22 protein-coding genes are annotated in these 23,722 nt (G+C 71.4%); 6 read left to right on the top strand and 16 right to left on the bottom strand.

The window, feature by feature from the left end:
* Window positions 1-5: 5 nt before the first annotated feature.
* From kdpB to ACGFZA_RS36545, 6 genes are all read right to left on the bottom strand, one after another.
* Complete coding sequence (gene kdpB, locus ACGFZA_RS36570; protein ID WP_393684894.1) at window positions 6-2,102, bottom strand: potassium-transporting ATPase subunit KdpB; 2,097 nt, start codon at window positions 2,100-2,102, stop codon at window positions 6-8.
* A 26-nt stretch (window positions 2,103-2,128) separates the two neighbouring features.
* Window positions 2,129-3,793, bottom strand: a complete 1,665-nt coding sequence (gene kdpA, locus ACGFZA_RS36565) for a potassium-transporting ATPase subunit KdpA (RefSeq protein ID WP_385279991.1) — start codon at window positions 3,791-3,793, stop codon at window positions 2,129-2,131.
* 7 nt (window positions 3,794-3,800) lie between these two features.
* The gene (gene kdpF / locus ACGFZA_RS36560) at window positions 3,801-3,890 is read right to left on the bottom strand and encodes a K(+)-transporting ATPase subunit F (RefSeq protein WP_037777601.1); all 90 of its coding nucleotides are present in this window, start codon (window positions 3,888-3,890) and stop codon (window positions 3,801-3,803) included.
* A gap of 326 nt (window positions 3,891-4,216) precedes the next feature.
* Window positions 4,217-4,981, bottom strand: coding sequence for a DUF3710 domain-containing protein (locus ACGFZA_RS36555; protein ID WP_385279986.1), 765 nt, complete (start codon window positions 4,979-4,981; stop codon window positions 4,217-4,219).
* A gap of 1 nt (window position 4,982) precedes the next feature.
* Window positions 4,983-5,516 carry a dUTP diphosphatase gene (gene dut, locus ACGFZA_RS36550; RefSeq protein WP_385279983.1) on the bottom strand — a complete coding sequence of 178 codons (534 nt, stop codon included), beginning with the start codon at window positions 5,514-5,516 and terminating at the stop codon, window positions 4,983-4,985.
* A complete protein-coding gene (locus ACGFZA_RS36545; RefSeq protein WP_385279979.1) occupies window positions 5,516-6,100 on the bottom strand; it encodes a PaaI family thioesterase in 585 nt (194 codons plus the stop codon). Before ACGFZA_RS36545 ends, dut begins: the two co-directional genes overlap by 1 nt.
* 58 nt (window positions 6,101-6,158) lie before the next feature.
* Here ACGFZA_RS36545 and ACGFZA_RS36540 point away from each other — a divergent pair, with 58 nt between their 5' ends.
* Window positions 6,159-6,620, top strand: a complete 462-nt coding sequence (locus tag ACGFZA_RS36540) for a DUF3093 domain-containing protein (RefSeq protein ID WP_385279976.1) — start codon at window positions 6,159-6,161, stop codon at window positions 6,618-6,620.
* Between the two features lie 80 nt (window positions 6,621-6,700).
* On the opposite strand, the gene ACGFZA_RS36535 is transcribed toward ACGFZA_RS36540, so the two are convergent.
* From ACGFZA_RS36535 to ACGFZA_RS36520, 4 genes are all read right to left on the bottom strand, one after another.
* Window positions 6,701-7,684 (bottom strand): hypothetical protein, encoded by a 984-nt coding sequence (locus ACGFZA_RS36535; RefSeq protein WP_393684872.1) that lies wholly within the window; start codon window positions 7,682-7,684, stop codon window positions 6,701-6,703.
* 13 nt (window positions 7,685-7,697) lie between these two features.
* Window positions 7,698-7,994: a DUF4193 domain-containing protein gene (locus tag ACGFZA_RS36530; protein WP_003965732.1), complete on the bottom strand. Its 297-nt coding sequence runs from the start codon at window positions 7,992-7,994 to the stop codon at window positions 7,698-7,700.
* Between the two features lie 405 nt (window positions 7,995-8,399).
* Entirely contained in the window at window positions 8,400-9,629 is a 1,230-nt protein-coding gene (locus tag ACGFZA_RS36525) for a sensor histidine kinase (protein ID WP_393684870.1), read from the bottom strand.
* A gap of 5 nt (window positions 9,630-9,634) precedes the next feature.
* On the bottom strand, window positions 9,635-10,288 hold the full coding sequence (locus ACGFZA_RS36520; protein ID WP_018551468.1) for a response regulator transcription factor: 654 nt from the start codon (window positions 10,286-10,288) through the stop codon (window positions 9,635-9,637).
* Between the two features lie 415 nt (window positions 10,289-10,703).
* Here ACGFZA_RS36520 and ACGFZA_RS36515 point away from each other — a divergent pair, with 415 nt between their 5' ends.
* Window positions 10,704-10,877, top strand: coding sequence for a hypothetical protein (locus tag ACGFZA_RS36515; protein WP_187285335.1), 174 nt, complete (start codon window positions 10,704-10,706; stop codon window positions 10,875-10,877).
* Between the two features lie 118 nt (window positions 10,878-10,995).
* Here the strand turns inward: ACGFZA_RS36515 and ACGFZA_RS36510 are convergent, their stop codons facing one another.
* Window positions 10,996-11,814 (bottom strand): inositol monophosphatase family protein, encoded by an 819-nt coding sequence (locus ACGFZA_RS36510; RefSeq protein WP_393684867.1) that lies wholly within the window; start codon window positions 11,812-11,814, stop codon window positions 10,996-10,998.
* Between the two features lie 49 nt (window positions 11,815-11,863).
* Window positions 11,864-12,991 (bottom strand): ferrochelatase, encoded by a 1,128-nt coding sequence (locus ACGFZA_RS36505; RefSeq protein ID WP_385279964.1) that lies wholly within the window; start codon window positions 12,989-12,991, stop codon window positions 11,864-11,866.
* A 160-nt stretch (window positions 12,992-13,151) separates the two neighbouring features.
* Here ACGFZA_RS36505 and ACGFZA_RS36500 point away from each other — a divergent pair, with 160 nt between their 5' ends.
* Entirely contained in the window at window positions 13,152-14,399 is a 1,248-nt protein-coding gene (locus tag ACGFZA_RS36500) for an MFS transporter (RefSeq protein WP_385279962.1), read from the top strand.
* Complete coding sequence (locus tag ACGFZA_RS36495; RefSeq protein WP_393684864.1) at window positions 14,356-15,678, top strand: D-arabinono-1,4-lactone oxidase; 1,323 nt, start codon at window positions 14,356-14,358, stop codon at window positions 15,676-15,678. The genes ACGFZA_RS36500 and ACGFZA_RS36495 overlap by 44 nt, the downstream gene beginning before the upstream one ends.
* Window positions 15,679-15,766: 88 nt before the next feature.
* Here ACGFZA_RS36495 and ACGFZA_RS36490 read toward each other — a convergent pair whose 3' ends face one another.
* Complete coding sequence (locus tag ACGFZA_RS36490; protein ID WP_385279956.1) at window positions 15,767-16,894, bottom strand: hypothetical protein; 1,128 nt, start codon at window positions 16,892-16,894, stop codon at window positions 15,767-15,769.
* A gap of 496 nt (window positions 16,895-17,390) precedes the next feature.
* Here ACGFZA_RS36490 and sepH point away from each other — a divergent pair, with 496 nt between their 5' ends.
* Window positions 17,391-18,455: a septation protein SepH gene (sepH, locus tag ACGFZA_RS36485; protein WP_385279953.1), complete on the top strand. Its 1,065-nt coding sequence runs from the start codon at window positions 17,391-17,393 to the stop codon at window positions 18,453-18,455.
* 112 nt (window positions 18,456-18,567) lie between these two features.
* On the opposite strand, the gene ACGFZA_RS36480 is transcribed toward sepH, so the two are convergent.
* Window positions 18,568-19,398, bottom strand: a complete 831-nt coding sequence (locus ACGFZA_RS36480; protein WP_393684862.1) for a sulfurtransferase — start codon at window positions 19,396-19,398, stop codon at window positions 18,568-18,570.
* A 230-nt stretch (window positions 19,399-19,628) separates the two neighbouring features.
* On the opposite strand from ACGFZA_RS36480, the gene ACGFZA_RS36475 reads away from it, so the two are divergent.
* Complete coding sequence (locus ACGFZA_RS36475; protein WP_385279947.1) at window positions 19,629-20,405, top strand: VOC family protein; 777 nt, start codon at window positions 19,629-19,631, stop codon at window positions 20,403-20,405.
* A 23-nt stretch (window positions 20,406-20,428) separates the two neighbouring features.
* On the opposite strand, the gene ACGFZA_RS36470 is transcribed toward ACGFZA_RS36475, so the two are convergent.
* Window positions 20,429-22,279, bottom strand: coding sequence for a serine/threonine-protein kinase (locus ACGFZA_RS36470; RefSeq protein WP_393684859.1), 1,851 nt, complete (start codon window positions 22,277-22,279; stop codon window positions 20,429-20,431).
* Window positions 22,280-22,534: 255 nt separating this feature from the next.
* On the bottom strand, window positions 22,535-23,425 hold the full coding sequence (locus tag ACGFZA_RS36465) for a hypothetical protein (RefSeq protein ID WP_385279942.1): 891 nt from the start codon (window positions 23,423-23,425) through the stop codon (window positions 22,535-22,537).
* Window positions 23,426-23,722 lie beyond the last annotated feature (297 nt).

Raw genomic sequence — 23,722 nt, 5'->3', positions numbered from 1 at the left:
GCAGGTCAGCCGATTCCGGGGATGAGGGAGATGATCAGGTCGATGATCTTGATGCCGATGAACGGGGCGACCAGGCCGCCCAGCCCGTAGACGCAGAGGTTCCGCCGGAGCATGGAGTCGGCCCCGCTGGGCCGGTACCGGACGCCCTTCAGCGCGAGCGGGACCAGCGCGACGATGATCAGCGCGTTGAAGATCACGGCGGACAGGATCGCGGACCGCGGCGAGGACAGGTCCATGATGTTGAGCTTGTCCAGGCCCGGGTAGACCACGGCGAACATCGCGGGAATGATCGCGAAGTACTTGGCGACGTCGTTGGCGATGGAGAACGTCGTCAGTGCGCCCCGGGTGATCAGGAGCTGCTTGCCGATCTCGACGATCTCGATGAGCTTGGTCGGGTTGGAGTCCAGGTCCACCATGTTCCCGGCCTCCTTGGCGGCCGAGGTTCCGGTGTTCATGGCCACGCCGACATCGGCCTGGGCCAGCGCCGGGGCGTCGTTCGTGCCGTCGCCGGTCATCGCGACGAGTTTGCCGCCGGCCTGCTCCCGCTTGATGAGGGCCATCTTGTCCTCGGGCGTGGCCTCGGCGAGGAAGTCGTCGACGCCCGCCTCCTCGGCGATGGCCTTCGCGGTCAGCGGGTTGTCGCCGGTGATCATGACCGTGCGGATGCCCATCCTGCGCAGCTCGTCGAACCGCTCGCGCATGCCCTCCTTGACCACGTCCTTCAGGTGGATGACACCCAGGACCCGGGCACCGTCCGCGTCCTCGCGGGCCACCAGCAGCGGGGTGCCGCCGGCCTGCGCGATGCGGTCGGTGAGCGCCTGCGCGTCCGGGGAGACGCTGCCGCCCCGTTCCCTCACCCAGGCGACGACCGATCCGCTCGCGCCCTTGCGGACCTTGCGGCCGTCCACGTCCACACCCGACATCCGGGTCTGGGCGGTGAACGCCACCCACGCGGCGTGGGCGAGCTCGCCCTGGTGACGCTCGCGCAGGCCGTACTTCTCCTTGGCGAGGATCACCACGGACCGGCCCTCGGGCGTCTCGTCGGCCAGCGAGGAGAGCTGGGCGGCGTCGGCCAGTTCGGCCTCCGTCACACCCGGGACGGGGAGGAACGCGGCTGCCTGCCGGTTGCCGAGGGTGATGGTGCCGGTCTTGTCGAGCAGCAGCGTCGAGACATCACCCGCCGCCTCGACGGCGCGCCCGGACATGGCGAGCACATTGCGCTGCACGAGACGGTCCATGCCGGCGATGCCGATCGCCGAGAGCAGCGCGCCGATGGTGGTCGGGATCAGGCAGACCAGCAGCGCGGCCAGCACGATCATGGACTGCTCGCTGCCGGCGTAGACCGCGAAGGGCTGGAGGGTGACGACGGCGAGCAGGAAGACGACGGTGAGGGACGCCAGGAGGATGTTCAGGGCGATCTCGTTGGGCGTCTTCTGCCGGGCCGCGCCCTCGACCAGAGCGATCATCCGGTCGATGAAGGTCTCGCCGGGCTTGGTGGTGATCTTGATGACGATGCGGTCGGAGAGCACCTTCGTACCGCCGGTGACGGCGCTGCGGTCTCCGCCGGACTCCCGGATGACCGGGGCCGATTCGCCGGTGATCGCGGACTCGTCGACGCTGGCGACGCCCTCGACGACATCTCCGTCCCCCGGAATGATGTCGCCGGCCTCGCAGACGACCAGATCGCCGATGCGCAGGTCGGTTCCGGGGATCCGTTCCTCTGCCGCCCCGGTCAGCCTGCGGGCGACGGTGTCGGTCTTGGCCTTGCGCAGGGTGTCGGCCTGGGCCTTGCCGCGGCCCTCGGCGACGGCCTCCGCCAGGTTGGCGAAGATCGTCGTGAGCCACAGCCAGACGGCGATCGCCCAGCCGAACCAGTCCGTCGGGTCCAGAACGGCGAGCACGGTGGTGAGCACCGAACCGATCAGCACCACGAACATCACCGGGGATTTGACCATGGTCCGGGGGTCGAGCTTGCGTATCGCGTCGGGGAAGGAGGCGATCAGCATCCGGGGGTCGAACAGCCCGGCGCCGACGCGCCCTTCGGGAACGGTCCCGGCCTGGGTGTCCTGGTGCGGCGCGCGGGCCGGCGTGACTGTGGACATCGCGTCCTCTTGCTTCGTACGGATGGTCATGACGCCAGCCCCTCGGCCAGCGGCCCCAGAGCGAGGGCCGGGAAGTAGGTCAGACCGGCGATGATCATGATGGTGGCGACCAGCAGCCCGCTGAAGAGCGGCTTGTGCGTGCCGAGGGTGCCGACGGTGGCCGGTACGGGCCGCTGCTCGGCGAGCGAGCCGGCCAGGGCCAGGACGAACACCATGGGCAGGAACCGGCCCAGCAGCATCGCGAGCCCGATCGTGGTGTTGAACCACTGGGTGTCCGCGTTGAGCCCGGCGAACGCCGAGCCGTTGTTATTGGCGCCGGAGGTGTAGGCGTAGAGGATCTCCGAGAAGCCGTGCGCGCCGGAGTTGGTCATCGAGTTGCCCGGCGTGGGCAGGGCCATCGCGACGGCGGTGAAGCAGAGCACCAGGGCCGGCGTGATCAGGATGTAGCAGGCGGCGAGCTTGATCTCGCGGGTGCCGATCTTCTTGCCCAGGTACTCCGGCGTGCGCCCGACCATCAGGCCGGCGATGAACACCGCGATGACGGCCATGATCAGCATCCCGTAGAGACCGGAGCCTGTACCGCCGGGCGCGATCTCGCCGAGTTGCATGCCGAGCATCGTGATGCCGCCGCCGAGGCCGGTGTACGAGGAGTGGAACGAGTTCACCGCACCGGTCGAGGTGAGGGTGGTGGCGACCGCGAAGATGGACGAGCCACCGACACCGAACCGGTTCTCCTTGCCCTCCATCGCCCCGCCCGCGATCTCGAACGCGGGTCCGTGGTGGGCGAATTCGGTCCACATCATCAGCGCGGTGAAGCCGAGCCAGATGACGCCCATCGTCGCGAGGATCGCGTACCCCTGCTTGAGCGAGCCGACCATGCGGCCGAAGGTGCGCGTCAGGGCGAACGGGATGACGAGGATCAGGAAGATCTCGAAGAGGTTGGAGAGCCCGTTGGGGTTCTCGAAGGGGTGGGCCGAGTTGGCGTTGAAGTAGCCGCCGCCGTTGGTGCCCAGTTCCTTGATGACCTCCTGCGAGGCGACCGCGCCGCCGTTCCACTGCTGTGAGCCGCCCGTGAACTGCCCGACCTCGTGGATACCCGAGAAGTTCTGGATCGCTCCGCAGGCGACCAGCACGAGCGCGCCGATCACCGCGATCGGCAGCAGGATCCGTACGGTGCCACGCACCAGGTCGGACCAGAAGTTGCCGAGTTCACCGCTGCGGGTGGCGGAGAAACCGCGGACGAGTGCCACCGCGACGGCGATGCCGACGGATGCCGACACGAAGTTCTGCACCGCGAGGCCGCCGGTCTGCACGACGTGGCCCATGGCCTGCTCGCCGTAGTACGACTGCCAGTTGGTGTTCGCGACGAACGACGCCGCGGTGTTGAACGCCTGATCGGGGTCGATCGAGGCGAAGCCGAGCGAACCGGGCAGCGAGCCCTGGAGCCGCTGCAGCAGGTACAGGAAGAGGACGCTCGCGGCGGAGAAGGCGAGGACGCCGCGCAGATAGGCGGGCCAGCGCATTGCCGTGTTCGGATCGGCGCCGATGGCCTTGTAGATCCACTTCTCCACCCGCAGATGCTTCGGGGAGGAGTAGACGCCGGCCATGTAGTCACCGAGCGGGCGGTACGCCAGACCCAGCGCCACGACGAGCGCGAGTACCTGGAGCACGCCGGCGAGGACGGGGCTCATATCGGGCTCAGAACCTCTCCGGGTACAGAAGGGCGAGGACGAGATAGCCCAGCAGGGCTACGGCGACGACGAGGCCGACCACGTTTTCGGCAGTCACAGCTTCGCCACCCCCTTGGCAATGAGTGCCACCAGCGCGAAGACCGCGATCGTGGTGACGACGAAGGCCAGGTCGGCCATCGGGTGCTCCTGGATGAGGTGCGGATTTCTCGGACCTCCTGAGCAAACCTCCCTCCCGCACCTCCGTGACCTGCGTTGATGGCTTCCATACGGGGACGGGCGCGGCCTTGACGGCGCCTGTACGTGCCCGATACGCGCCCCATACGGGCCGCCGGCGCCCTGCTCCGCCCCCGGACGCACAGAAGCCGGTGGCCCGTACCCCTTCGAGGGGGTACGGGCCACCGGCCGGTGCTTACGGGGTGCGGGTCAGCGCACCTCGGTGATCTCGGGACCGCGCTGCAGGCCGGCCATGCCGCCCGAGAACTTCGAGCCCTCCTGCTCCTCCTGCTGGACGCCCTCGGGGACCATCTGGGCGTCGTTGGGGAGCTTGAGGACGATCGGGTCGCGCGGCGCCATCGGGCCGTCGCCGCGGACGACCACGGTGTCCCGGAAGACCGTCTCCAGGAGGCCGGCGGCCTCCGGCTGCACGGCACCCTGTCCGGAGATCACTCCGCGCAGGAACCAGCGCGGACCGTCGACACCGACGAAGCGCACCATCTGCACGCCGTTCGCCCCGTCGGGAAGCTGTACGGGGACCTGCGCACGCAGTTCCCAGCCCAGCGGGCCCTCGACCTCGTCGATGATGCCGCCCTGCTGGGTGATACCGGAGGCGATCTCCTCGCGGACCTCGCCCCAGATGCCCTCCTTCTTGGGGGCTGCGAAGGCCTGCAGCTGGATCGCGCTGTCGCGCAGCACGACCGTGGCGGCGACGATCGCGTCACCGGCGACCTCTACGCGCAGCTCCATGCCCTCGACACCGGGCACGAAGATGCCGCCCAGGTCGACCCTGCCCTCGCCGGGCTGGGAGACCTCGTCGATGTCCCACGGGCCGTCCGGCCGCGGTGCCGGCGGAAGGTTCGTCCGGCGCGATCCGCTCTCGGCGCCATCCCGCTCGTCGACGACCTGCTCGGCCTCGCGCGCTTCGTCCGCCGTGTCATCGGCGGAACCACTGTTCTTGCGACGTCCGAACACGTCACTTTCCTTCCCGGTCGGATTCGACCGAAGCGTAGCTGTTCCCGCCCTGGGGAACCCCGCCCCGGACGCCATCAACATCAACGGCGGCATGACCGCCGGTGGACCCGAAGCCCCCTTCGGCCCGCGCCGAACCGGGAAGCTCCGACACTTCGTGGAAGCGCACCTTCTCGACCTGCTGCACGACCAGTTGGGCAATCCGGTCGAACCGCTCGAACCGCACGGACTCGCGCGGGTCGAGATTGATGACGATCACCTTGATCTCTCCACGGTACCCGGCATCCACCGTCCCCGGAGCATTCACGAGGGCGACTCCGCAGCGTGCGGCGAGACCGGACCGAGGGTGCACGAACGCCGCGTACCCGTCCGGCAGGGCGATCGAAACCCCGGTCGGCAGTACGGCCCGCTCGCCCGGCGCCAGTTCGGCGGCCTCGGTGGTGACCAGGTCCGCCCCGGCGTCGCCCGGGTGCCCGTAGGCCGGAATCGGCACGTCCGGGTCGACCCGGCGGATCAGGACATCGACGGGATGGCGCATCACGGGTTCACCTCGAAGGCACGGGTCCGCTTGACCTGGTCGGGATCGGCCATCGCCGCCCGGATCTCCGCCGGGCGGCCGTTGTCGATGAAGTGGTCGACCTTGACCTCGATGAACAGGGCCTCGGCCCGGACCGCCACGGGCCCGTCCGGGCCGCCGATCCGGCCGGTCGCCCGGGAGTAGATCTTCCGGCCGTGCACGGCGGTGACCTCGGCGTCCAGGAACAGCACGGTGTCCACCGGCACGGGGCGGACGAAGTCGGTCTCCAGCCGTCCGGTCACCGCGATCACGCGCAGCAGCCAGTTCAGCGAGCCGAGCGTCTCGTCGAGGGCGGTGGCCAGCACGCCGCCGTGAGCGAGGCCCGGAGCGCCCTGGTGGGCGGCCTGCACGGTGAACTCGGCGGTGACGCCGACACCCTCGCCGGCCCGCGCCTGGAGGTGCAGCCCGTGCGGCTGTCCGTCGCCGCATCCGAAACAGTGTTCGTAGTGCGCGCCCAGCAGCTCGCCGGGTGCCGGGGCGTCGGGGTGCCGGACCGGTTTCACCGCGTCGGCCGGGGGCTTCAGAGCCGCAGATGTTCCACTCACAGGCGCAGACCTTACCCGCGCGGGTACCCGCAGGTCGCGCCGTGCCAAGCTTGGGTCCATGCAGCCTTCCACCCCGCCCTTCGACGAACGTCTCACCGCACCCCGTTCGTGGTGGCTGATCGCCGTCCTGGTCGGCATCGCCTGTGCGCTGATGCTCCTGCCACTGGGCACCCTGCCGCTGCTCGCCGGGCTGGCGGGCGGCACCGCCCTGTCGGCGGTGGCGGTCAGCTCGTACGGCTCCGCCCGGATCCGGGTGGTGGCCGGCGCCCTCGTCGCGGGCGACGCGCGGATCCCCGTGTCGGCGCTCGGCGATGCCGAGGTGCTGGGCGCCGAGGAGGCACGCGCCTGGCGCTCGTACAAGGCGGACACCCGGGCGTTCATGCTGCTGCGCAGCTACATCCCCACCGCGGTGCGCGTGGAGGTGACCGACCCGCAGGACCCGACCCCGTACGTCTATCTGTCGACGCGCGAGCCGCAGGCGCTCGCGGCGGCCCTGAAGGCGGCGGCCCCGGCGGCCTGACCCGGGCCCCGGCCGGTTCGCGCGGGCTCTGCAGGTCTCGCGCGGACCGCGCAGGTCTCGTGCGGCCCGCACCGGGCTTCTCAGCCCTCCAGGCCCTTCGGATCCCCGGGCAGGGCGGTGTACGGGCGCTCCGGGCGCTCCAGCGGCGGCAGTTCCGTCAGCCGGTCCCAGGGGACCTGGCGCTTGCGCAGGTCCTTCCTGATCCGCTCGGCGAGTTTTTTGGTGTCGCGCCGGTTCATCATCGCGCCGACGGCGGCGCCGATCATGAACGGGATGAGGTTGGGCAGATCCCGCACGGTGCGCTTCATGATCTGCTGGCGGAGCTCGCGCTTCATCTGGCCGCCGAGCGCCGCGTTGACCGTCGTGGGGTGGGTGACGTCGATGCCGCGCTCCTCCGTCCAGGACGTGAGGTAGGCGTTGGAGCGCCGTCCGATACCGCCCGGCGGGCGCTGTCCGTAGACCTCGTGCAGTTCGGCGACGAGCTTCATCTCGATCGCGGCCACACCGGTGATCTCCGCGGCCAGCTCGGCCAGCATGGCCGGCGGCACGGGCATCATGGCCGCCGCGCCGATTCCGGCGCCAACGGTCGCGGTGGCCCTGCTCGCGCCGGCGATGAGCCGGTCGGCGATCTCCTCGGGCCCCAGGCCCGGGAACTGCCTGCGCAGAGTGGCGAGGTCGCGCACAGGGACGCGGGGAGCGATATCGATGATCAGGTCGGCGATATGACCGATCGCCGCCTTGGCGCTCTCCCCGCCCTTGCGTACGCCCCGTTTCACTGACTTCAGACGGCCTGCCCCGGTCACGGGCTCCGTCCTGTCGACCTGTCCGGCCCTGTCGGCCGCGTCGACTTCCGCAGCCGCCTCGATGGCGGCCACAGCCGCTTCGACTGCTTCGAGCGAGGCCGACCGGCCCCGCTCGTCGTCCTGTTCGCCCGGCGTGGGTGGCAGGGCGGACCGCTCGGCAGGCGCTGCTACGCCCTCTGCCGGGCCTGTACCGCCCTGTTGCGCCTCCGGCCCTTCCTTGCGCCGGGTGCGCCGCTTCCGGAACGGTGTGTCCCCTGCCACGGCCGACCGGACCTCAGTCGCAGTCGCGGCAGATCGGCTGGCCGTTCTTCTCGCGGGCCAGCTGACTGCGGTGGTGCACGAGGAAGCAGCTCATGCACGTGAATTCGTCGGCCTGCTTGGGCAGGACCCTTACGGCCAGCTCTTCGTTGGACAGGTCTGCGCCGGGCAGCTCCAGTCCTTCGGCCGCGTCGAATTCGTCGACGTCGACGGCGGAAGCCGTCTTGTCGCTCCGGCGAGCCTTGAGCTCTTCAAGGCTGTCCTGATCGACGTCGTCGTCGGTCTTGCGTGGGGTGTCGTAATCCGTTGCCATTGTCGCTCTCCCCCTCTGGGTGTCTGCGGTGTCTCAGCGCACGTAACGCGTGAGAGGCCGGACTTGTGCCCGACCCGAGGCGGAGATTTTGCCTCACATCAAGGTCTGTTACTCAATCGACACCCAAAAGGACCGCTCGAGAGTGATCGGCTTGGGTGGCGATGGGGACCGTACACGGTCCCGGCGGCACCGTTTGCCAGCGCCACCCCGTGTACTTCCCGTGATATCGGCCCCCGAAAACCCGACTTTTGCCGGTTTTCCGGAGGGATCCCTGATCACGGAGCGTGGACGGGCGGAAAATCGCTCCTGTGATCGATCACACACGGCCTCTCCGGGAGCGAGTCCCGAAAATTCCGCTCAAAGCGAACAAAAATAATCCGTGCACATTCCGCCGCGCCCAGCTTCTCAGACAGGCAGTGAGACGCGCATCACAAGACCACCGCCCTCGCGGGGCTCGGCGATGATACGGCCGCCGTGAGCGCGCGCCACGGAGCGTGCGATCGACAGGCCGAGACCCACCCCCTTGTCGCTGCCCGTCCGCTCCGTACGCAGCCTTCTGAAGGGCTCGAAGAGGTTGTCGATCTCATAGGCCGGCACCACGGGTCCGGTGTTCGTGACGACCATCAGGGCCTGCCCCGGCAGCAGCTCGGTACGGACCTCGACCCAGCCGTCCGCCGGGACGTTGTAGCGCACCGCGTTCTGTACGAGGTTCAGCGCGATCCGCTCCAGCAGGACACCGTTGCCCTGGACGACGGCCGGGGTCAGCGTGGCGCGCATCTCCACGCCCTTGGCCTCCGCCTCGCCCCGCGCCTGGTCCAGCGCACGGGAGGCCACCTCGGCCAGGTCGACGGGCTTGCGCTCGACGATCTGGTTGTCGCTGCGGGCGAGCAGCAGCAGGCCCTCCACGAGCTGCTCACTGCGTTCGTTGGTGGCCAGCAGTGTCTTGCCCAGCTGCTGGAGCTCCTGGGGCGCCTGCGGATCGGAGAGGTGGACCTCCAGCAGCGTGCGGTTGATCGCCAGGGGGGTGCGCAGCTCGTGCGACGCGTTCCCGACGAACCGCTGCTGCGCGGTGAAGGCCCGCTCCAGCCGGTCCAGCATGTCGTCGAAGGTGTCGGCGAGCTCCTTGAGCTCGTCGTCCGGCCCGTCCAGTTCGATGCGGCGGGACAGATCGGTTCCGGCCACCCTGCGGGCGATGCGGGTGATCCTGCCCAGCGGCGCGAGCACCCGCCCCGCCATGGCGTAGCCGAAGGCGAAGGCGATGACGCTCAGGCCGACGAGAGCCAGCAGCGAGCGGTTCAGGAGCGTGTCGAGCGCCTGCTGGCGCTGGTGGTTGAAGCAGGCAGCCACCGCGGCGTTGAAGCTGTCCGGGGACGCCTTGTCGGGCAGGCTGCAGACCTCGCTGGTCACCTGTCCGTTGACGATCTTGAAGGGCAGTTCATTGCCGTCGTGCAGGGCCTGGGCGGCCAGCATGTAGATGATCGACAGCAGCAGGATGCCGGCGATCAGGAACATGCCGCCGTAGAGCAGCGTGAGCCGTATCCGGATGGTCGGACGCAGCCAGGGGTACGGGGGCTCCTGCTGCTTGGGCTCCCAGGTGGGTTTGGGGGGCGCCGCGGTCGGCGGAACGATGGGCACCGGCGTCAGATCCGGTATCCGGAGCCGGGAACCGTGACGATCACCGGCGGCTCGCCGAGCTTGCGCCGCAGGGTCATGACGGTGACCCGGACGACGTTGGTGAACGGATCGGTGTTCTCGTCCCAGGCCTTCTCCAGGAGCTGCTCGGCCGAGACGACCGCGCCCTCGCTGCGCATCAGGACCTCCAGCACCGCGAACTCCTTCGGAGCCAGCTGCACCTCCTGATCGCCGCGGAAGACCTCGCGGCGGTTGGGGTCGAGCTTGATCCCCGCGCGCTCCAGGACGGGCGGCAGGGCCACGGTCGTCCGGCGGCCGAGGGCCCGGACCCGCGCGGTCAGCTCGCTGAAGGCGAAGGGCTTGGGCAGATAGTCGTCCGCGCCGAGCTCCAGGCCCTCCACGCGGTCGCTGACGTCCCCGGACGCGGTGAGCATGAGCACCCGGGTCGGCATGCCCAGCTCGACGATCCGGCGGCAGACGTCGTCGCCGTGGACCAGGGGGAGGTCCCGGTCGAGGACCACGACGTCGTAGTCGTTGACCTCGATGCGCTCCAGGGCCGCGGCACCGTCGTACACGACATCGACGGCCATGGCCTCACGGCGCAGTCCGGTGGCCACCGCATCGGCGAGCAGCTGCTCGTCCTCCACGACGAGTACGCGCACGGCGCTTCCTTCCTTAGAACTTCACAACAGAACTGCACAACAGAACGTCACAGCCGAGCTTCATACCGTTCGAAGCGGACCGGCGGAGCGTCCGGACAGACACGTGGTCCCACCCGGACCGCACCTCGGCACGGTCTGCGCGGCTCCATCCTGCCCGTAACACGTATAAACCGGCGGTAAGGCGGCGCGGGCCGACCTGCGGCTTCCGGGAATTCGAAGGATTCCCGGGCCAGTTGAGGTTTCTCTGAGGGTTGGGCCGGGGAGGACGAATTCACACCCGCGATCACGTCTTGTATGTGGCGTGCCACAGGCCCCTCCGTCCCCCGGAGAGTGCGTGATCACCCGCCCTACCGCCTCGGCGGAGGGAAACCCGGGCACACCCCCGTGCCACCGACCCACGATGAGGGGGCGCTTCATGGACGCTTTCACCGCAGGTCTGCTGCAACGCATCCAGACCACCGAGTCCGACCTCACGAAGGCCCGCGAGACGGGCGACGACTTCCTTGCGGACGTCGAGCAGGGCGAGCTGGACGACCTGCACCGCCTCGCTGCCGAGCACGGTGTTCACATCGGCGCCACAAGCGTCTGAGCCGTCATGGGAAGGCCCCGCGGTGCCTCTCGGCATCCGCGGGGCCTTCTCGGTTCCCTCCGGTGCGCCCGTGCCCCGCTGAGCGGCTCTCGCGGGCCGGGAGCACCTCGGGCCCAGGTCAGTCGTGCCAGGCTCCCAGTTCCTCCAGCAGGGCCTGCAGGGGTTCGAAGACGCCCGGCGCCGCGGCCACCGTCAGTCCGCCGTCGGCGGGCAGCCCGGGGCGACCGCCGGTGAGCGCGCCGGCCTCCCGGGCGATGAGGTCGCCCGCGGCCAGGTCCCACGGGTGCAGGCCGCGCTCGTAGTAGCCGTCGAGGCGGCCGGCGGCGACGTCGCAGAGGTCGATCGCCGCGGAGCCACCGCGCCTGATGTCCCGCAGCCGCGGGATCAGGACGTGCGCCACGTCCGCCTGGTGTGCGCGGACGTCGGCGACGTAGTTGAAGCCGGTCGACACGAGCGCCTGGTCGAGCGGCGGTGCCGGCCGGCACCGCAGCCGGGCGCCGTCCCCGAACGCCCCGCCCTTTGCGTGCGCACCGCCGCCGAGGACCGCGTGATAGGTCTCCCGGCGCATCGGCACCTCCACCACGCCCACGATCCGCTCCCCGTCGCGCTCCGCGGCGACGGAGACGGCCCACGTGGGCAGGCCGTAGAGATAGTTCACGGTGCCGTCGAGCGGGTCGATCACCCAGCGGACGCCGCTGCTGCCCTCGGAGCTGGCGCCCTCCTCGCCGAGGAAGCCGTCCTGCGGGCGGCGCTCGGACAGGAAGCCGGTGATCAGCTTCTCGGCGGCGATGTCCATCTCGGTGACGACGTCCACCGGGCTGGACTTGGTCGCGGCCACCCCCAGGTCGGCGGGACGGCCGTCGCGCAGCAGGGCACCGGCGCGGCGGGCGACGTCCAGGGCGAGGTCGAGCAGTTCGGACAGCAGGGGGTCGGTCACGGCGCTCCCAAGGGGGTGAGGGGGGACGGGGCAGGTCGGCGGTGGCGGGTCACGCGTAGGGACTGTCGGCGCCCGCGGCGGCCGGCTTGAGCGCCCGGGCGGGGCAGCAGCCGACCGGGCACAGGTCGTGGCTCGCCCCGAGCGACCCGAGCGCGCACCGCTCCCGGCCGAGCCCCTGCTCGGTGGCGGCGCGCTCCAGCACCAGGTCGCGCACGGCCGCCGCGAACCGCGGATCGTCACCCACCGTCGCGGAGCGGCGCACCGTGAGCCCGAGCTCGGCCGCCTTCGCCGTGGCCTCGGTGTCCAGGTCGTAGAGGACCTCCATGTGGTCCGAGACGAAACCGATCGGTGCCATCACCACGGCGGGTACGCCTTCGCCGTGCAGCGCCTCCAGGTGGTCGCAGATGTCGGGTTCCAGCCACGGGATGTGCGGGGCACCGCTGCGGGACTGGTAGACGAGCTTCCAGGGGTACTCGGCGCCTGTCCGCTCGGCCACCGCCGCCACGATCAGCCGTGCCACGTCCAGGTGCTCGGCGACGTAGGCACCGCCGTCGCCGTGCGCCTCCACGGGGCCGGAGGTGTCCGCGGCCGCGGTGGGGATGGAGTGCGTGGTGAAGGCGAGGTGCGCGCCCGCCCGCTCCTGCGGCGACAGCTCGGCCAGCGAGGCGAGGACCCCGTCCACCATCGGCTCGACGAAGCCGGGGTGGTTGAAGTAGTGCCGCAGCTTGTCGACGCGTGGCACGGGCAGCCCCTCGGCCTCCAGCGCGGCCAGCGACTCGGCGAGGTTCTCGCGGTACTGCCGGCAGCCGGAGTACGAGGCGTAGGCGCTGGTGGCCAGGACGGCGATGCGGCGGTGCCCGGCCCGGGTCATCTCGCGCAGGGTGTCGGTCAGGTAGGGCGCCCAGTTGCGGTTGCCCCAGTACACGGGCAGATCGAGTCCGTGTTCCGCGAAGTCCTTGCGCAGGGCGTCGAGCAGCGCCCGGTTCTGGCCGTTGATCGGGCTGACTCCGCCGAAGAGGAAGTAGTGCTTGCCGACTTCCTTCAGCCGCTCCTCGGGGATTCCCCGGCCACGGGTGACGTTCGCGAGGAACGGAACCACGTCGTCCGGTCCTTCGGGGCCTCCGAAGGAGAGCAGCAGCAGGGCGTCGTAGGGAGCGGGATCGCGCAGATCGGACATGACACCGATCCTGCCACCCGCCCCCGGCCCCGTTCCCACCGACATCCGCCCCGCGGCCCCACCGGGAATCCCGCTGTCGGGGACACCCGCCCGCCCGTAAGCTGTATCGGCCACGTTCACCCCTGACACCGCGTGTAGCGCGCCGTATCGGAGCTCTCCCTTGCCCAGTCCCTACCGCGCGATCTTCGCCGCCCCCGGCTCCAAGGGGTTCTCCTCGGCCGGTTTCCTCGGCCGGATGCCGCTGTCCATGATGGGCATCGGCGTGGTGACGATGGTGTCCCAGCTGACCGGCCGGTACGGGCTGGCGGGCGCGCTGTCCGCGACGCTGGCGATGTCGGCCGCGGTGGTGGGGCCGCAGGTGTCCAGGCTGGTGGACCGGCACGGACAGCGCCGGGTGCTGCGTCCGGTGACGCTCGTCGCGCTGGCGGCCGTGGCCGGGCTGCTGGTCTGCGCCCAGCAGGGGCTGCCCGACTGGACGCTGTTCGTCTTCGCCGCGGGCGCGGGCTGCGTGCCCAGTGTCGGATCGATGGTCCGGGCCCGCTGGGCGGAGATCTACCGCGGTTCGGCCCAGCAGCTGCACACCGCGTACGCGTGGGAGTCGATCGTCGACGAGGTGTGCTTCATCTTCGGCCCGATCATCTCGATCGGGCTCTCCACCGCCTGGTTCCCGGAGGCCGGCCCGCTGCTCGCCGCCGGGTTCCTGCTGGTCGGCGTCTTCTGGCTGACCGCCCAGCGGACCACCGAACCGGTGCCGCACCCGCACGCCCGGCACACCCGGGGCTCCGCACTGAGCTCGCGCGGTCTTCAGGTGCTCGTGGTCACCTTCGTGGCGACCGGGGCGATCTTCGGCGCGGTCGACGTGGTGACGGTGGCCTTCGCCGAGGAGCAGGGCCACAAGGCCGCCGCGAGCCTGGTGCTGGCGGTGTACGCGCTGGGTTCCTGCCTTGCCGGGGCGGTGTTCGGCCTGCTGCGCCTGAAGGGGAAGGCGTCCACGAGGTGGCTGGCGGGAGTGTGTGCGATGGCCGTGAGTATGATCCCCCTCCAACTGGCCGGGAGCCTTCCGTTCCTGGCCGTGGCGCTCTTTGTCGCGGGCCTCGCCATCGCACCGACGATGGTCACCACCATGGCCCTCGTCGAACAGCACGTACCGCGCACCAGACTGACCGAGGGCATGACCTGGACCAGCACCGGGCTCGCCGTAGGCGTGGCGCTCGGCTCCTCGGCCGCCGGCTGGGTGGTCGACGCGTCCGGGGCGGAGGCGGGGTACGCGGTGCCCGCCGTGGCGGGAGCGCTCGCGGCCGCGGTGGCGCTCCTGGGGTACCGCCGGCTCACAGGGCCGGTTCCTACGGAAGGGCGCGGGGAAGATGACCGACACCTACGCACGGACGACGACGAACGCGTGGCGTAACTGGGCGGGGAACGTCACCGCCCGTCCGGTACGGGCCGTGTCCCCCGCCTCCGTGGACGAGCTCGCCGAGGCGTTGCGCAAGGCGTCCGACGACGGTCTGAAGGTGAAGCCGGTCGGCACCGGCCATTCGTTCACGGCGACCGCGGCCACCGACGGGCTGCTGATCCGCCCCGACCTGCTCACCGGCATCCGTGAGATCGACCGGGCGGCGATGACGGTGACCGTCGAGGCGGGCACCCCGCTGAAGCGGCTCAACGCCGCGCTGGCCCGCGAGGGGCTCTCGCTCACCAACATGGGCGACATCATGGAGCAGACGGTCGCCGGGGCCACCTCGACCGGTACGCATGGCACCGGCCGCGACTCGGCGTCCATATCCGCGCAGATCCGCGCCCTGGAACTGGTCACCGCGGACGGCACGGTGCTGACGTGTTCGCAGACCGAGAACCCCGAGATCTTCGCCGTGGCGCGGATCGGGCTCGGCGCGCTGGGCGTCATCACGGCCATCACCTTCGCCGTGGAACCGGTCTTCCTGCTGACGGCCCGTGAGGAGCCGATGGCCTTCGACCAGGTCACGTCGGACTTCGATCAGCTGGTGGCCGAGAACGAACACTTCGAGTTCTACTGGTTCCCGCACACGGGCAACTGCAACACCAAGCGCAACAACCGGAGTGCGGGCCCCGCGGCCCCGCCCGGAAAGGTCAGCGGCTGGATCGAGGACGAACTCCTCTCCAACGGCGTCTTCCAGGTGGCCTGCTCGCTCGGCCGGGCGGTCCCCGCCACGATCCCCTCGATCGCGAAGCTCTCCAGCCGGGCCCTGTCGGCACGTACGTACACCGACATCCCGTACAAGGTGTTCACCAGCCCGCGCCGCGTGCGGTTCGTGGAGATGGAGTACGCCCTGCCCCGCGAGGCCGCCGTCGAGGCGCTGCGCGAGGTCAAGGCGATGGTGGACCGTTCACCGCTGCGGATCAGCTTCCCGGTGGAATTGCGCACCGCCCCCGCGGACGACATCGCGCTCTCCACGGCCTCGGGCCGGGAGAGCGCGTACATCGCCGTCCACCTGTACCGGGGCACGCCCTACCAGGCGTACTTCACGGCGGTCGAGCGGATCATGACCGCGCACGGCGGGCGTCCGCACTGGGGCAAGGTCAACACCCGTGACGCCGAGTACCTGGCAGGTGTGTACCCGCGCTTCGGCGAGTTCACCGCCGTACGGGACCGGCTGGACCCGGACCGGCTCTTCGCCAACGACTATCTGCGCCGGGTGCTGGGCGACTGACCTCGGTCCCCGCCGCGACGCGGCCGGCCTCCGCCCGGGTCATGGGCGGAGGCCGGCCGTGTCGCGGCCCGCTGCCGGCCGCGCCCGCTCACTCCCCGGTGTCCGTGCCGGCGGGTGCGCGGTCCTCCTGCGCCGGAGCACTGCCCGTACCGGTCGGGTCGGGTGCGGAGCTGCCGCTGTCGCCGGTGGGCGTCGGGCTGGGCGCGGGAGCCGGAGCCGTACCGTCCCCGGCGGAATCCGACGGGGTGGGCGTGGGCGTCGGGTCGGCCGAGGAAGCGCCGTCCCGGTCCGGTTCCGGGCTCGCGCTCTGTCCGCCGGCGTCCTGCGAGTCCGTGCCGGGTGCCGTGCCGTTGTCCTGGCCGGGCGTCGTGGCGTCCTGTTCCGGGCCGGTGCCGGTGGACGGCGCCGGGTCGGAGGAACCCGAGCCCCGCTCGCCGCGCACGACGGAGCCGACCGTGGTGCCGTGGCCGCCGCTCAGGTCGTTCCCGGAGACCAGCTCGAACGTGGTGATCCCGGCCATCGAGACGACGAACACCACGGCGGCCCCGATGGCCGAGCGCTTCCAGCCGCGGACGCGGGTGCCGTGCGTGGTCGCCTGCGTGAACTCCTCGTCCGGCGACGCAGCCGGTACCGCGGGCGCCGCCGTGAGCCGCCGGGTTCCGTCGAGCGACTCGATCAGCTGGGTACGGTCCGGGTCGGCGGTCACCTTGCGCAGCACAGTCGTGGCGTCCACCGGCGGCAGGACGGCAGTGGCGTCGGCGTCCTGCTGCGCCGGGATCCCACTCCGCACCGATGGGTCCACCTGCCGCAGGACGGTCGTGGCATCCAGCGGGCGCAGCATCGCGGTGGCATCGGCGGATCCGGCCGCGTCACGCAGCGCGACCCGCGTCCCGGACGTCACCCATGGCGCGTCCGGGTCACCGCCGTCACGCGTCTGGCGCGAGTGCACGGTGACCTCGCGGCCCGGGTGCTTCACCTGGACCGTCACCTCGCGGATCTGCTCGCCCGTGCGGCGGAAGAAGTGCTGGAACACCGAGCCGCCGCAGGTGGCCACGATGCTCATCACCCCGGCGCCGAGAATCGTCCCGTACACACCCAGCTGGGAGGCCGCCACCGCCGCAGCGACCGCCGCGACCGCACTCCCCGCCACCTGGGGCAGGCTCAGATCTATCCGCCTTTCTTTGGGTTCTGTGTCGCTTTCCGGCTTCTGCACCATTTCCAGCCCTTGATTGACATCTCTCCCACCATGCAACAACAAGGGACATTTGAGCGAAGCCGATAGTTCCGCTTACGGTGATTCTGTGAAGCAGGACACGCGTTGCGGGCATCCCGCCTCCGAGTGGGTACCTCAACTCCCGTGCCGGACGAGAAGTTCGGCGGCGCGGCGGTCCACCCACATGGCCCGAATGGAGTACTGTGGCGAGCCCTGGGGCCGGACTCCCGCGAGGAAGTCCGGAACCTTCGGGAGGGGGCCGAAGAAGGCACTCGATCGGCGGCGCCACGGCATCGCACGGCGGCTTGCTACGCGGAGTGACCTCATGTCACTGTGCGTTGCGCAAGAGGTCACCGTGTCATATCGGCGTTCACGGGTTCACACCCGACACGCCGGGCAACACGGCAATGTTGTGGCAGGCTGCAGCCGGGCAGGCCACACTCGACTAGCGGAAGCAGCGACGCACGTGACGTCGGCAGGCACCACCCGGGAGGTCCCCATGCCCGAACTGCGTGTCGTGGCCGTCTCCAACGACGGCACACGACTGGTGCTCAAGGCTGCAGACAGCACGGAGTACACACTTCCGATCGACGAGCGGCTGCGAGCCGCCGTGCGCAACGACCGCGCGCGGCTCGGCCAGATCGAGATCGAGGTGGAGAGCCACCTCCGCCCGCGCGACATCCAGGCCCGGATACGAGCCGGCGCCTCCGCGGAGGAGGTTGCTCAGTTCGCCGGAATCCCGGTCGACCGCGTACGCCGCTTCGAGGGCCCCGTGCTCGCGGAGCGCGCCTTCATGGCCGAGCGGGCCCGGAAGACTCCCGTACGCCGTCCCGGCGAGAACACCGGCCCCCAGCTCGGCGAGGCGGTGCAGGAGCGCCTCCTGCTGCGCGGCGCCGACAAGGAAACCGTCCAGTGGGACTCGTGGCGCCGCGACGACGGCACCTGGGAGGTCCTTCTGGTGTACCGGGTCGCGGGCGAGCCGCACTCGGCGAGCTGGACCTACGACCCACCGCGCCGGCTGGTCCAGGCCGTCGACGACGAGGCCCGCTCGCTGATCGGCGAGACGGACGACGTTGCCGCGCCCGAGCCCAGCTTCCCGTTCGTCCCCCGGATCGCCCGGCTGCCCCGCGACCGGCCGCTGGACCGCGCCCTCGACCGCCAGATGGAACGCCCCACGCCGCCTCCGCCCCCGGAGCCGGAGGAGCGCATCGGCGGGGTGACCGCGAGCGAGCGGGACTCGCTCACCAGCCTGCTGGAGGCGGTGCCGAGCTTCCGTGGCGACATGGTCGTACCGGAGCGGCCCGCACCGCCCGAGCCCCCGGCGCTCGAACCCGCCGTCCACGAGCCCGAGGCCGAGGAGCCGCCGGCCCCGGCGGCCTCGGCGGGCGCGGGTTCCGCCTACGCGGACGTCCTGATGCCGCGCGCGGTCGCGGGCCATCGCGACCGGCTCACCGGAACGACGGACCGGCAGGCCGAGGCGGACGGGGTCCGGCCCGGACGCCGGGCCGCGGTGCCGAGCTGGGACGAGATCGTCTTCGGCACGCGGCGCAAGAAGCAGGACTGAGAGAGTCCGGGTAAACAGCGACATGGCGAGGGCCCGTACGCAGCCGCGTACGGGCCCTCGTGCGCTGCCGCGACGGCGGCCGCTCCCCCGGCACCGGCCGGGGACTCCCCCGCTACTGCGGGTCGGGGCCGGTGGCGACCGGCCGGGACGTGTCGCTCGACCACTGCGACCAGGAGCCCGCATAGAGCGCGCCCGTGAATCCGGCGATCTCCAGCGCAAGTACCTCGTGGGCGCCGGAGACCCCCGAGCCGCAGTAGACGCCGACCTCCGCGGCGTCCTCGGCCGCGCCCAGCCCGGAGAACCGGGCGGCCAGGTGTTCGGCCGGCAGGAAGCGTCCGTCCGCACCGGCGTTCTCGACGGTGGGAGCCGACACCGCGCCCGGAATGTGCCCGCCCACCCGGTCGATCGGCTCCACGTCGCCCCGGTAGCGCTCGGCGGCACGCGCGTCGAGCAGCAGGCCCGAGCGGGCGAGGGCGGCCGCCCCGTCCGCGTCCAGCAGAGGCAGTGCGCCGGGCGCGGGGACGAAGTCGCCCTCCGCGGGGACCGGGACCTCCTTCGACAGCTCACCGGTCCAGGCGGCGAGACCACCGTCCAGCACCCGGACATCCCGGTGTCCCGTCCAGCGCAGCAGCCACCAGGCGCGGGCCGCCGCCCAGCCCTGGCCGCCGTCGTACACGACCACCGAGCTGTCCCGGCCGACGCCCGCACGGCGCATCACCGCCCCGAATTCCACCGGGTCGGGCAGGGGATGGCGGCCGCCGTCACCCGCCGGACCGGCGAGCTCCGCGTCCAGATCGACGAAGACCGCGCCGGGGATGTGCCCGGCCTCGTAGTCCGGCCGCCCGTGGGGTCCGCCCAGCTGCCAACGTACGTCCAGGAGCACCGGCGGACGTGGCCCCGCCGACTCGCTCACACATTCGGATGCGGAGATGATGGGCTTCATGTGTGCCATCTTCGCGCAGGGGCCGGCCCGCCCGTAACAAACCCGAAACGGATCTATCACCACAAACCGGACCTTCTCTGTCGAGATCGCGAAAAGTGCGGCGCGGCCGGGGCGCGTCACGGGCCGGGTGGTGCAAGCATCTGCACGGGGCGCACACATCCCGTACCGCACAACGGTGCACCGGCCCCCTTCCCCCGTACGGCCACCACGATGGTCCGAGGAGAGTGACGATGACCGAGGCTGCCGCTCGGCGTACGCCCGGAACACCTTGCTGGGTGAGCCTGATCGTGCACGGCCTGCACACGACCCAGAACTTCTACGCCGAACTGTTCGGCTGGGAGTTCGGCCCCGGCCCCGAACAGCTCGGCCCGTACGTCCGGGCGCTGATCGACGGGCAGGAGGTCGCGGGCATCGGACAGCTGCCGCCCGACCGGCATCTCCCGATCGCCTGGACGACCTATCTGGCCACCGACGACGCCGACCTCACGGCGGAGACGATCCGCGCGTGCGGCGGCACGGTCGGGGTCGGACCGCTCGACGCCGGGGAGGCCGGCCGGATGGCCATCGCCTCCGACCCGGGCGGAGCCGTGTTCGGGATCTGGCAGGCGGCCGAGCACGTCGGCACCACGCTGGCCGGCACGCCCGGCACCCCGGTCTGGAACGAGCTGGTGACCCGGGAGACGTCGACGGTCGCCAAGTTCTACCAGGCGGTCTTCGGCTACGAGACCGAGGCGATCGTCTCCGCCGACTTCGACTACCAGACCCTCCACCTGGACGGCCGTCCGGTGGCGTCGATGCACGGTGTGGGCCACGCCCTGCCGCGCGACCGGGGCCCGCACTGGATGACGTACTTCGAGGTCGCCGACACGGACGAGGCCGCGCAGCGCGTGGTGGAACTCGGCGGGCACATCCTGCAGCCTCCCAGGGAGGGCTCCAGCGGCAGGGTGGCCACGGTGGCGGACCCGGAGGGAGCGGCGTTCACGATCGTGCGGTCGGCGGGGCACTGAGGAGGCCGGCGCGGGGCGGTCGGTCAGCGCACCTTGCGGAACTCGACGACCGGCTCGTCGTCGTCGCCGGTACGCACGAGGGCGGCTCCGTCGCCCGGGTCACCGTCCTCGAAGGTGTACGCGTACGTCCCGGCGTCCCGCCCGCAGCCCTCGGCACGGTCGGGTACGGCGTGCGTGGTCAGCAGTCCCAGCCGGCCCAGAACCGTGGGCTCCTGGGCCACGTCCACGGCCCGGGCCCGGTACGCGCACGGCCGGCCCCGTTCGGTGCCGGTCATCCGGATCGCGGCATCACCGATGGCCGTTCCCCGCACGACCAGGGTGCGGCCGTCCGCCGACTGCCAGGTGCCCCGGTACTCCTCCACGGTGGTGGCGGACGGTGCGGCCGGATCCATCACCTGACCGCGACTGCCCGGAACGTCCCAGAGGATGAACTCGCCCTCACGCCAGAGCGTGATCCGGGACGGCAGCCCGCACTGTTTCCAGCTGCTGCCCTCGGGGACGGTGGAGGTCAGCCGATAGCCGCCGAGGACCAGGCTGCGGTCGTCCTGGGACAACCTGGCAGTGCGCGCCTCGCCCCTGCACACGGCTTCCGGGGACCCCACGACGAAGTCGGCCCCCTCGCTTCCGGGCCGTGCAGCCACGTGGAACTCCAGCCGCATGAAACCTCCCCGCTGCCACGCGCCGGTGAACCGGACCGCGCGCTCGGGCTCCGGTCCGGCGACGGATCCGGGGTCCTGCGTCCCGCCGGACGACGCGTCGGGCCAGGGTGACAGCAGGGCCAGCAGGCTTCCCGCCACCACGGCCACCGCTGCGGCCGCGGCCCACCGCGCGGCCTTCCGCCGGGGCGGCGCCACCGCGGCCAGCACCCGCGGGGGCGCGATCCCCGCCTCCGGTACGTCCAGGAGGTCGCGGCCCACCGGCTCGGGAAAGACCGGGATCCCGGCCGGCTCCGGGGCGCTGCGCGCCACGCGCCGGGGGGTGTGCGGCAACGGCTGCGCGGCGGCACGGTCCAGCCGCTCCAGCAGGCTGCTCGGCAGCCACGCCCCCGGCGGAGCGTTCCGCGTACGGTCGAGCACCTCCTCGACCGACGGCCGGTCCCCCGGCTCCTTCGCCAGGCAGTCCCGCACCACCTCGGAGACCGATTCCGGGAGCCCGGTGAGGTCCGGCTCCTCGTAGGCGATGCGGAACATCAGGGCGTGCAGTCCGCGTTCCTCGGCCTCGAACGGGGAGCGGGCGGTCGCCGCGTACGTGAGGACGCAGCCCAGGGCGAAGACGTCGCTCGCCGGGCTGACCCGCTGTCCGCGGATCTGTTCAGGGGCCATGAACTCGGGGGACCCGACGAGCATCCCCTCGGGGGTGATGGTGGAGTCCAGGGGTACGTCGAGCACGTGCGCCACTCCGAAGTCGATCACGCGTGGTCCGTCGACCGTCAGCAGGATGTTGGACGGCTTCAGATCGCGGTGGACCAGTCCGGCGGCGTGGATGGCCGCGAGGGCCGAGGCGAGCCGGTGGGCCAGGACATGGGTGGACGCCGAGGGCAGCGCCCCGAACTCCCCCTGTACGACGGCCCGCAGGGTGGGGCCCGCGACATACTCCGTGGCCACCCACGGGACGGCCGCGTCCGTGTCGGCGTCCAGCACCGCCGCCGTGCACGGGCCTCCCACTCGTCGCGCGGCGGCGACCTCGCGCACGAACCGGCGCCTGAACTCGCTGCGTTCGGCGATATCCGCCCGCACGACCTTCACCGCCACCGGCTCCTGCGGACCCGACAGGGAACGTGCCAGATAGACCCGCCCCATACCGCCGGCGCCGAGCCGTCCGAGCAGACGATAGGGGCCGACGTGCGACGGCTCATCGGGGGCCAGAGGCTGCATGGGTCGGATCCTCGCACAACCGTGCGGCGGGCACCGATCGACTCAGGGATTGGGGGGCCACCGGTTCGGCGCCGTACCGCGCGCCCGGACGCCGGAAGGATTCGTCTGCCCCGACCCGCGGCCTGGAAGCCGTGAGCGAGGGCGAGTTGCCCGGCTCCGCGACGCGGCGCCGGGTCATGACAGCGCCCGGACCACCTCGATCACACTCGGACCCGCGGGACCGCCTCAGGCGTCGGACGCGTGGCCGAAACCTTGTCAGGTCCGAGGCAGGGGCAGCGTGAACGCGTAGGCGCGCCGCGCCGCGCATCCCTGGCAGGTGCCGACGAACCGGGAGAGGAGGCGACCGTCGGCCTCCACGAGGATGTTGCGCCAGAAGCAGCGGAACTCGCCGCACGCGCAGAGCCGTTGGCCGACATCGGCGAACGCGGCGAGGTTGGAATCGTGACCGTCCCCGGCCGGCGGCCGCGCAGATGCGTCGCCCTCGTCATCGGGGAGTCCGAACCGCGTCCGCCGGTACGACACCGCCTCGGCGGTGAGCACCCCCCTCCCGGCACATTCCACACACCTGCCCGGCCCCGCGTTGCCGGCCGCGCACCAGCACCGGCCGTAGCCACCGCTGCCGCCGCTGTAGGCCCGGCCTTCGCAGAGCAGGCACACACCCCAGCCGTGGCAGTCGTCGCACAGCACGCCCTCGGCCGTACTGAGCGTGAAGAGCGGCCGGCCCCAGTGCCGTTCGGCGCAGACGACGGGCGTCCAGCCGGTGAGCGTCAGGAATCCGGGCCCGTTGCCTTCGTAGACCCTGACCTCGAATTCCTCGTACCGGGCCGTCGCCCCGCTCTCCCCGGGGTGCCTTACGGGCTGGCGGCCCACCGTCCAGCCTGCCGCGGCGAAGGCGTTCAGGACGGTGTCGAGACCGGGAGACGAGGCGCGGCCGTCCCAGGTCGCACAGACGAGGAACAGGAAGCGGTGACCGACCGGGGCGGGGTCGCGGAGCCGTACCGGATCCGTCCATTCCCGTACCACCACCGGGCCCCCGTCCGGACGCGACGCGGACGCGATCTCCAGCAGTTGCCCCTTCAGCCAGACCGCACTCGCCGGGACGGCGGGCGCGCCACCGTCCCCCCGCTCGCCGGTTGTACGGGTCATGGCGTGCCTCCTCTCCCACCCCGAGACGTCCGCGGCCCCAGTGAACCACGGCCCACCCGGTCGGCAACCTCAGCCGGACGCCACCGGCGGGACGTCCGGCGAGAGCGCGCCGGCGCGGACGGAACCGCTCGTCGTGCGGCGCCGGTGGTGGCGGCACACCACCTCATAGCCGGTCTCCACGGCACGTGGGCGCCGGGCACCGATCGGGCCACCGTGGTCCCTCAAGTGGGACCCCGGGAAACGCCGTTCCCGTTCGCGGGCGCTCCCGTAGCATCCTGCTCGGGGAGAGTGCGCGCT

This window comes from Streptomyces sp. NPDC048211 (assembly GCF_043202315.1).
GTDB lineage: Bacteria > Actinomycetota > Actinomycetes > Streptomycetales > Streptomycetaceae > Streptomyces.
This window is presented reverse-complemented; position numbering and strand designations above follow the sequence as displayed.

Excerpts from the sequence above, each read along its gene's own strand:
- ACGFZA_RS36475 (WP_385279947.1), top strand. The coding sequence starts at position 19,629 with ATGACCGAGGCTGCCGCTCGGCGTACGCCCGGAACACCTTGCTGGGTG.
- sepH (WP_385279953.1), top strand. The coding sequence starts at position 17,391 with ATGCCCGAACTGCGTGTCGTGGCCGTCTCCAACGACGGCACACGACTG.
- ACGFZA_RS36540 (WP_385279976.1), top strand. The coding sequence starts at position 6,159 with ATGCAGCCTTCCACCCCGCCCTTCGACGAACGTCTCACCGCACCCCGT.
- dut (WP_385279983.1), bottom strand. The coding sequence starts at position 5,516 with ATGCGCCATCCCGTCGATGTCCTGATCCGCCGGGTCGACCCGGACGTG.
- ACGFZA_RS36480 (WP_393684862.1), bottom strand. The coding sequence starts at position 19,398 with ATGAAGCCCATCATCTCCGCATCCGAATGTGTGAGCGAGTCGGCGGGG.
- kdpB (WP_393684894.1), bottom strand. The coding sequence starts at position 2,102 with ATGTCCACAGTCACGCCGGCCCGCGCGCCGCACCAGGACACCCAGGCC.
- ACGFZA_RS36530 (WP_003965732.1), bottom strand. The coding sequence starts at position 7,994 with ATGGCAACGGATTACGACACCCCACGCAAGACCGACGACGACGTCGAT.
- ACGFZA_RS36505 (WP_385279964.1), bottom strand. The coding sequence starts at position 12,991 with ATGTCCGATCTGCGCGATCCCGCTCCCTACGACGCCCTGCTGCTGCTC.
- ACGFZA_RS36490 (WP_385279956.1), bottom strand. The coding sequence starts at position 16,894 with ATGGTGCAGAAGCCGGAAAGCGACACAGAACCCAAAGAAAGGCGGATA.
- ACGFZA_RS36495 (WP_393684864.1), top strand. The coding sequence starts at position 14,356 with ATGACCGACACCTACGCACGGACGACGACGAACGCGTGGCGTAACTGG.
- ACGFZA_RS36470 (WP_393684859.1), bottom strand. The coding sequence starts at position 22,279 with ATGCAGCCTCTGGCCCCCGATGAGCCGTCGCACGTCGGCCCCTATCGT.
- ACGFZA_RS36515 (WP_187285335.1), top strand. The coding sequence starts at position 10,704 with ATGGACGCTTTCACCGCAGGTCTGCTGCAACGCATCCAGACCACCGAG.
- ACGFZA_RS36465 (WP_385279942.1), bottom strand. The coding sequence starts at position 23,425 with ATGACCCGTACAACCGGCGAGCGGGGGGACGGTGGCGCGCCCGCCGTC.
- kdpA (WP_385279991.1), bottom strand. The coding sequence starts at position 3,793 with ATGAGCCCCGTCCTCGCCGGCGTGCTCCAGGTACTCGCGCTCGTCGTG.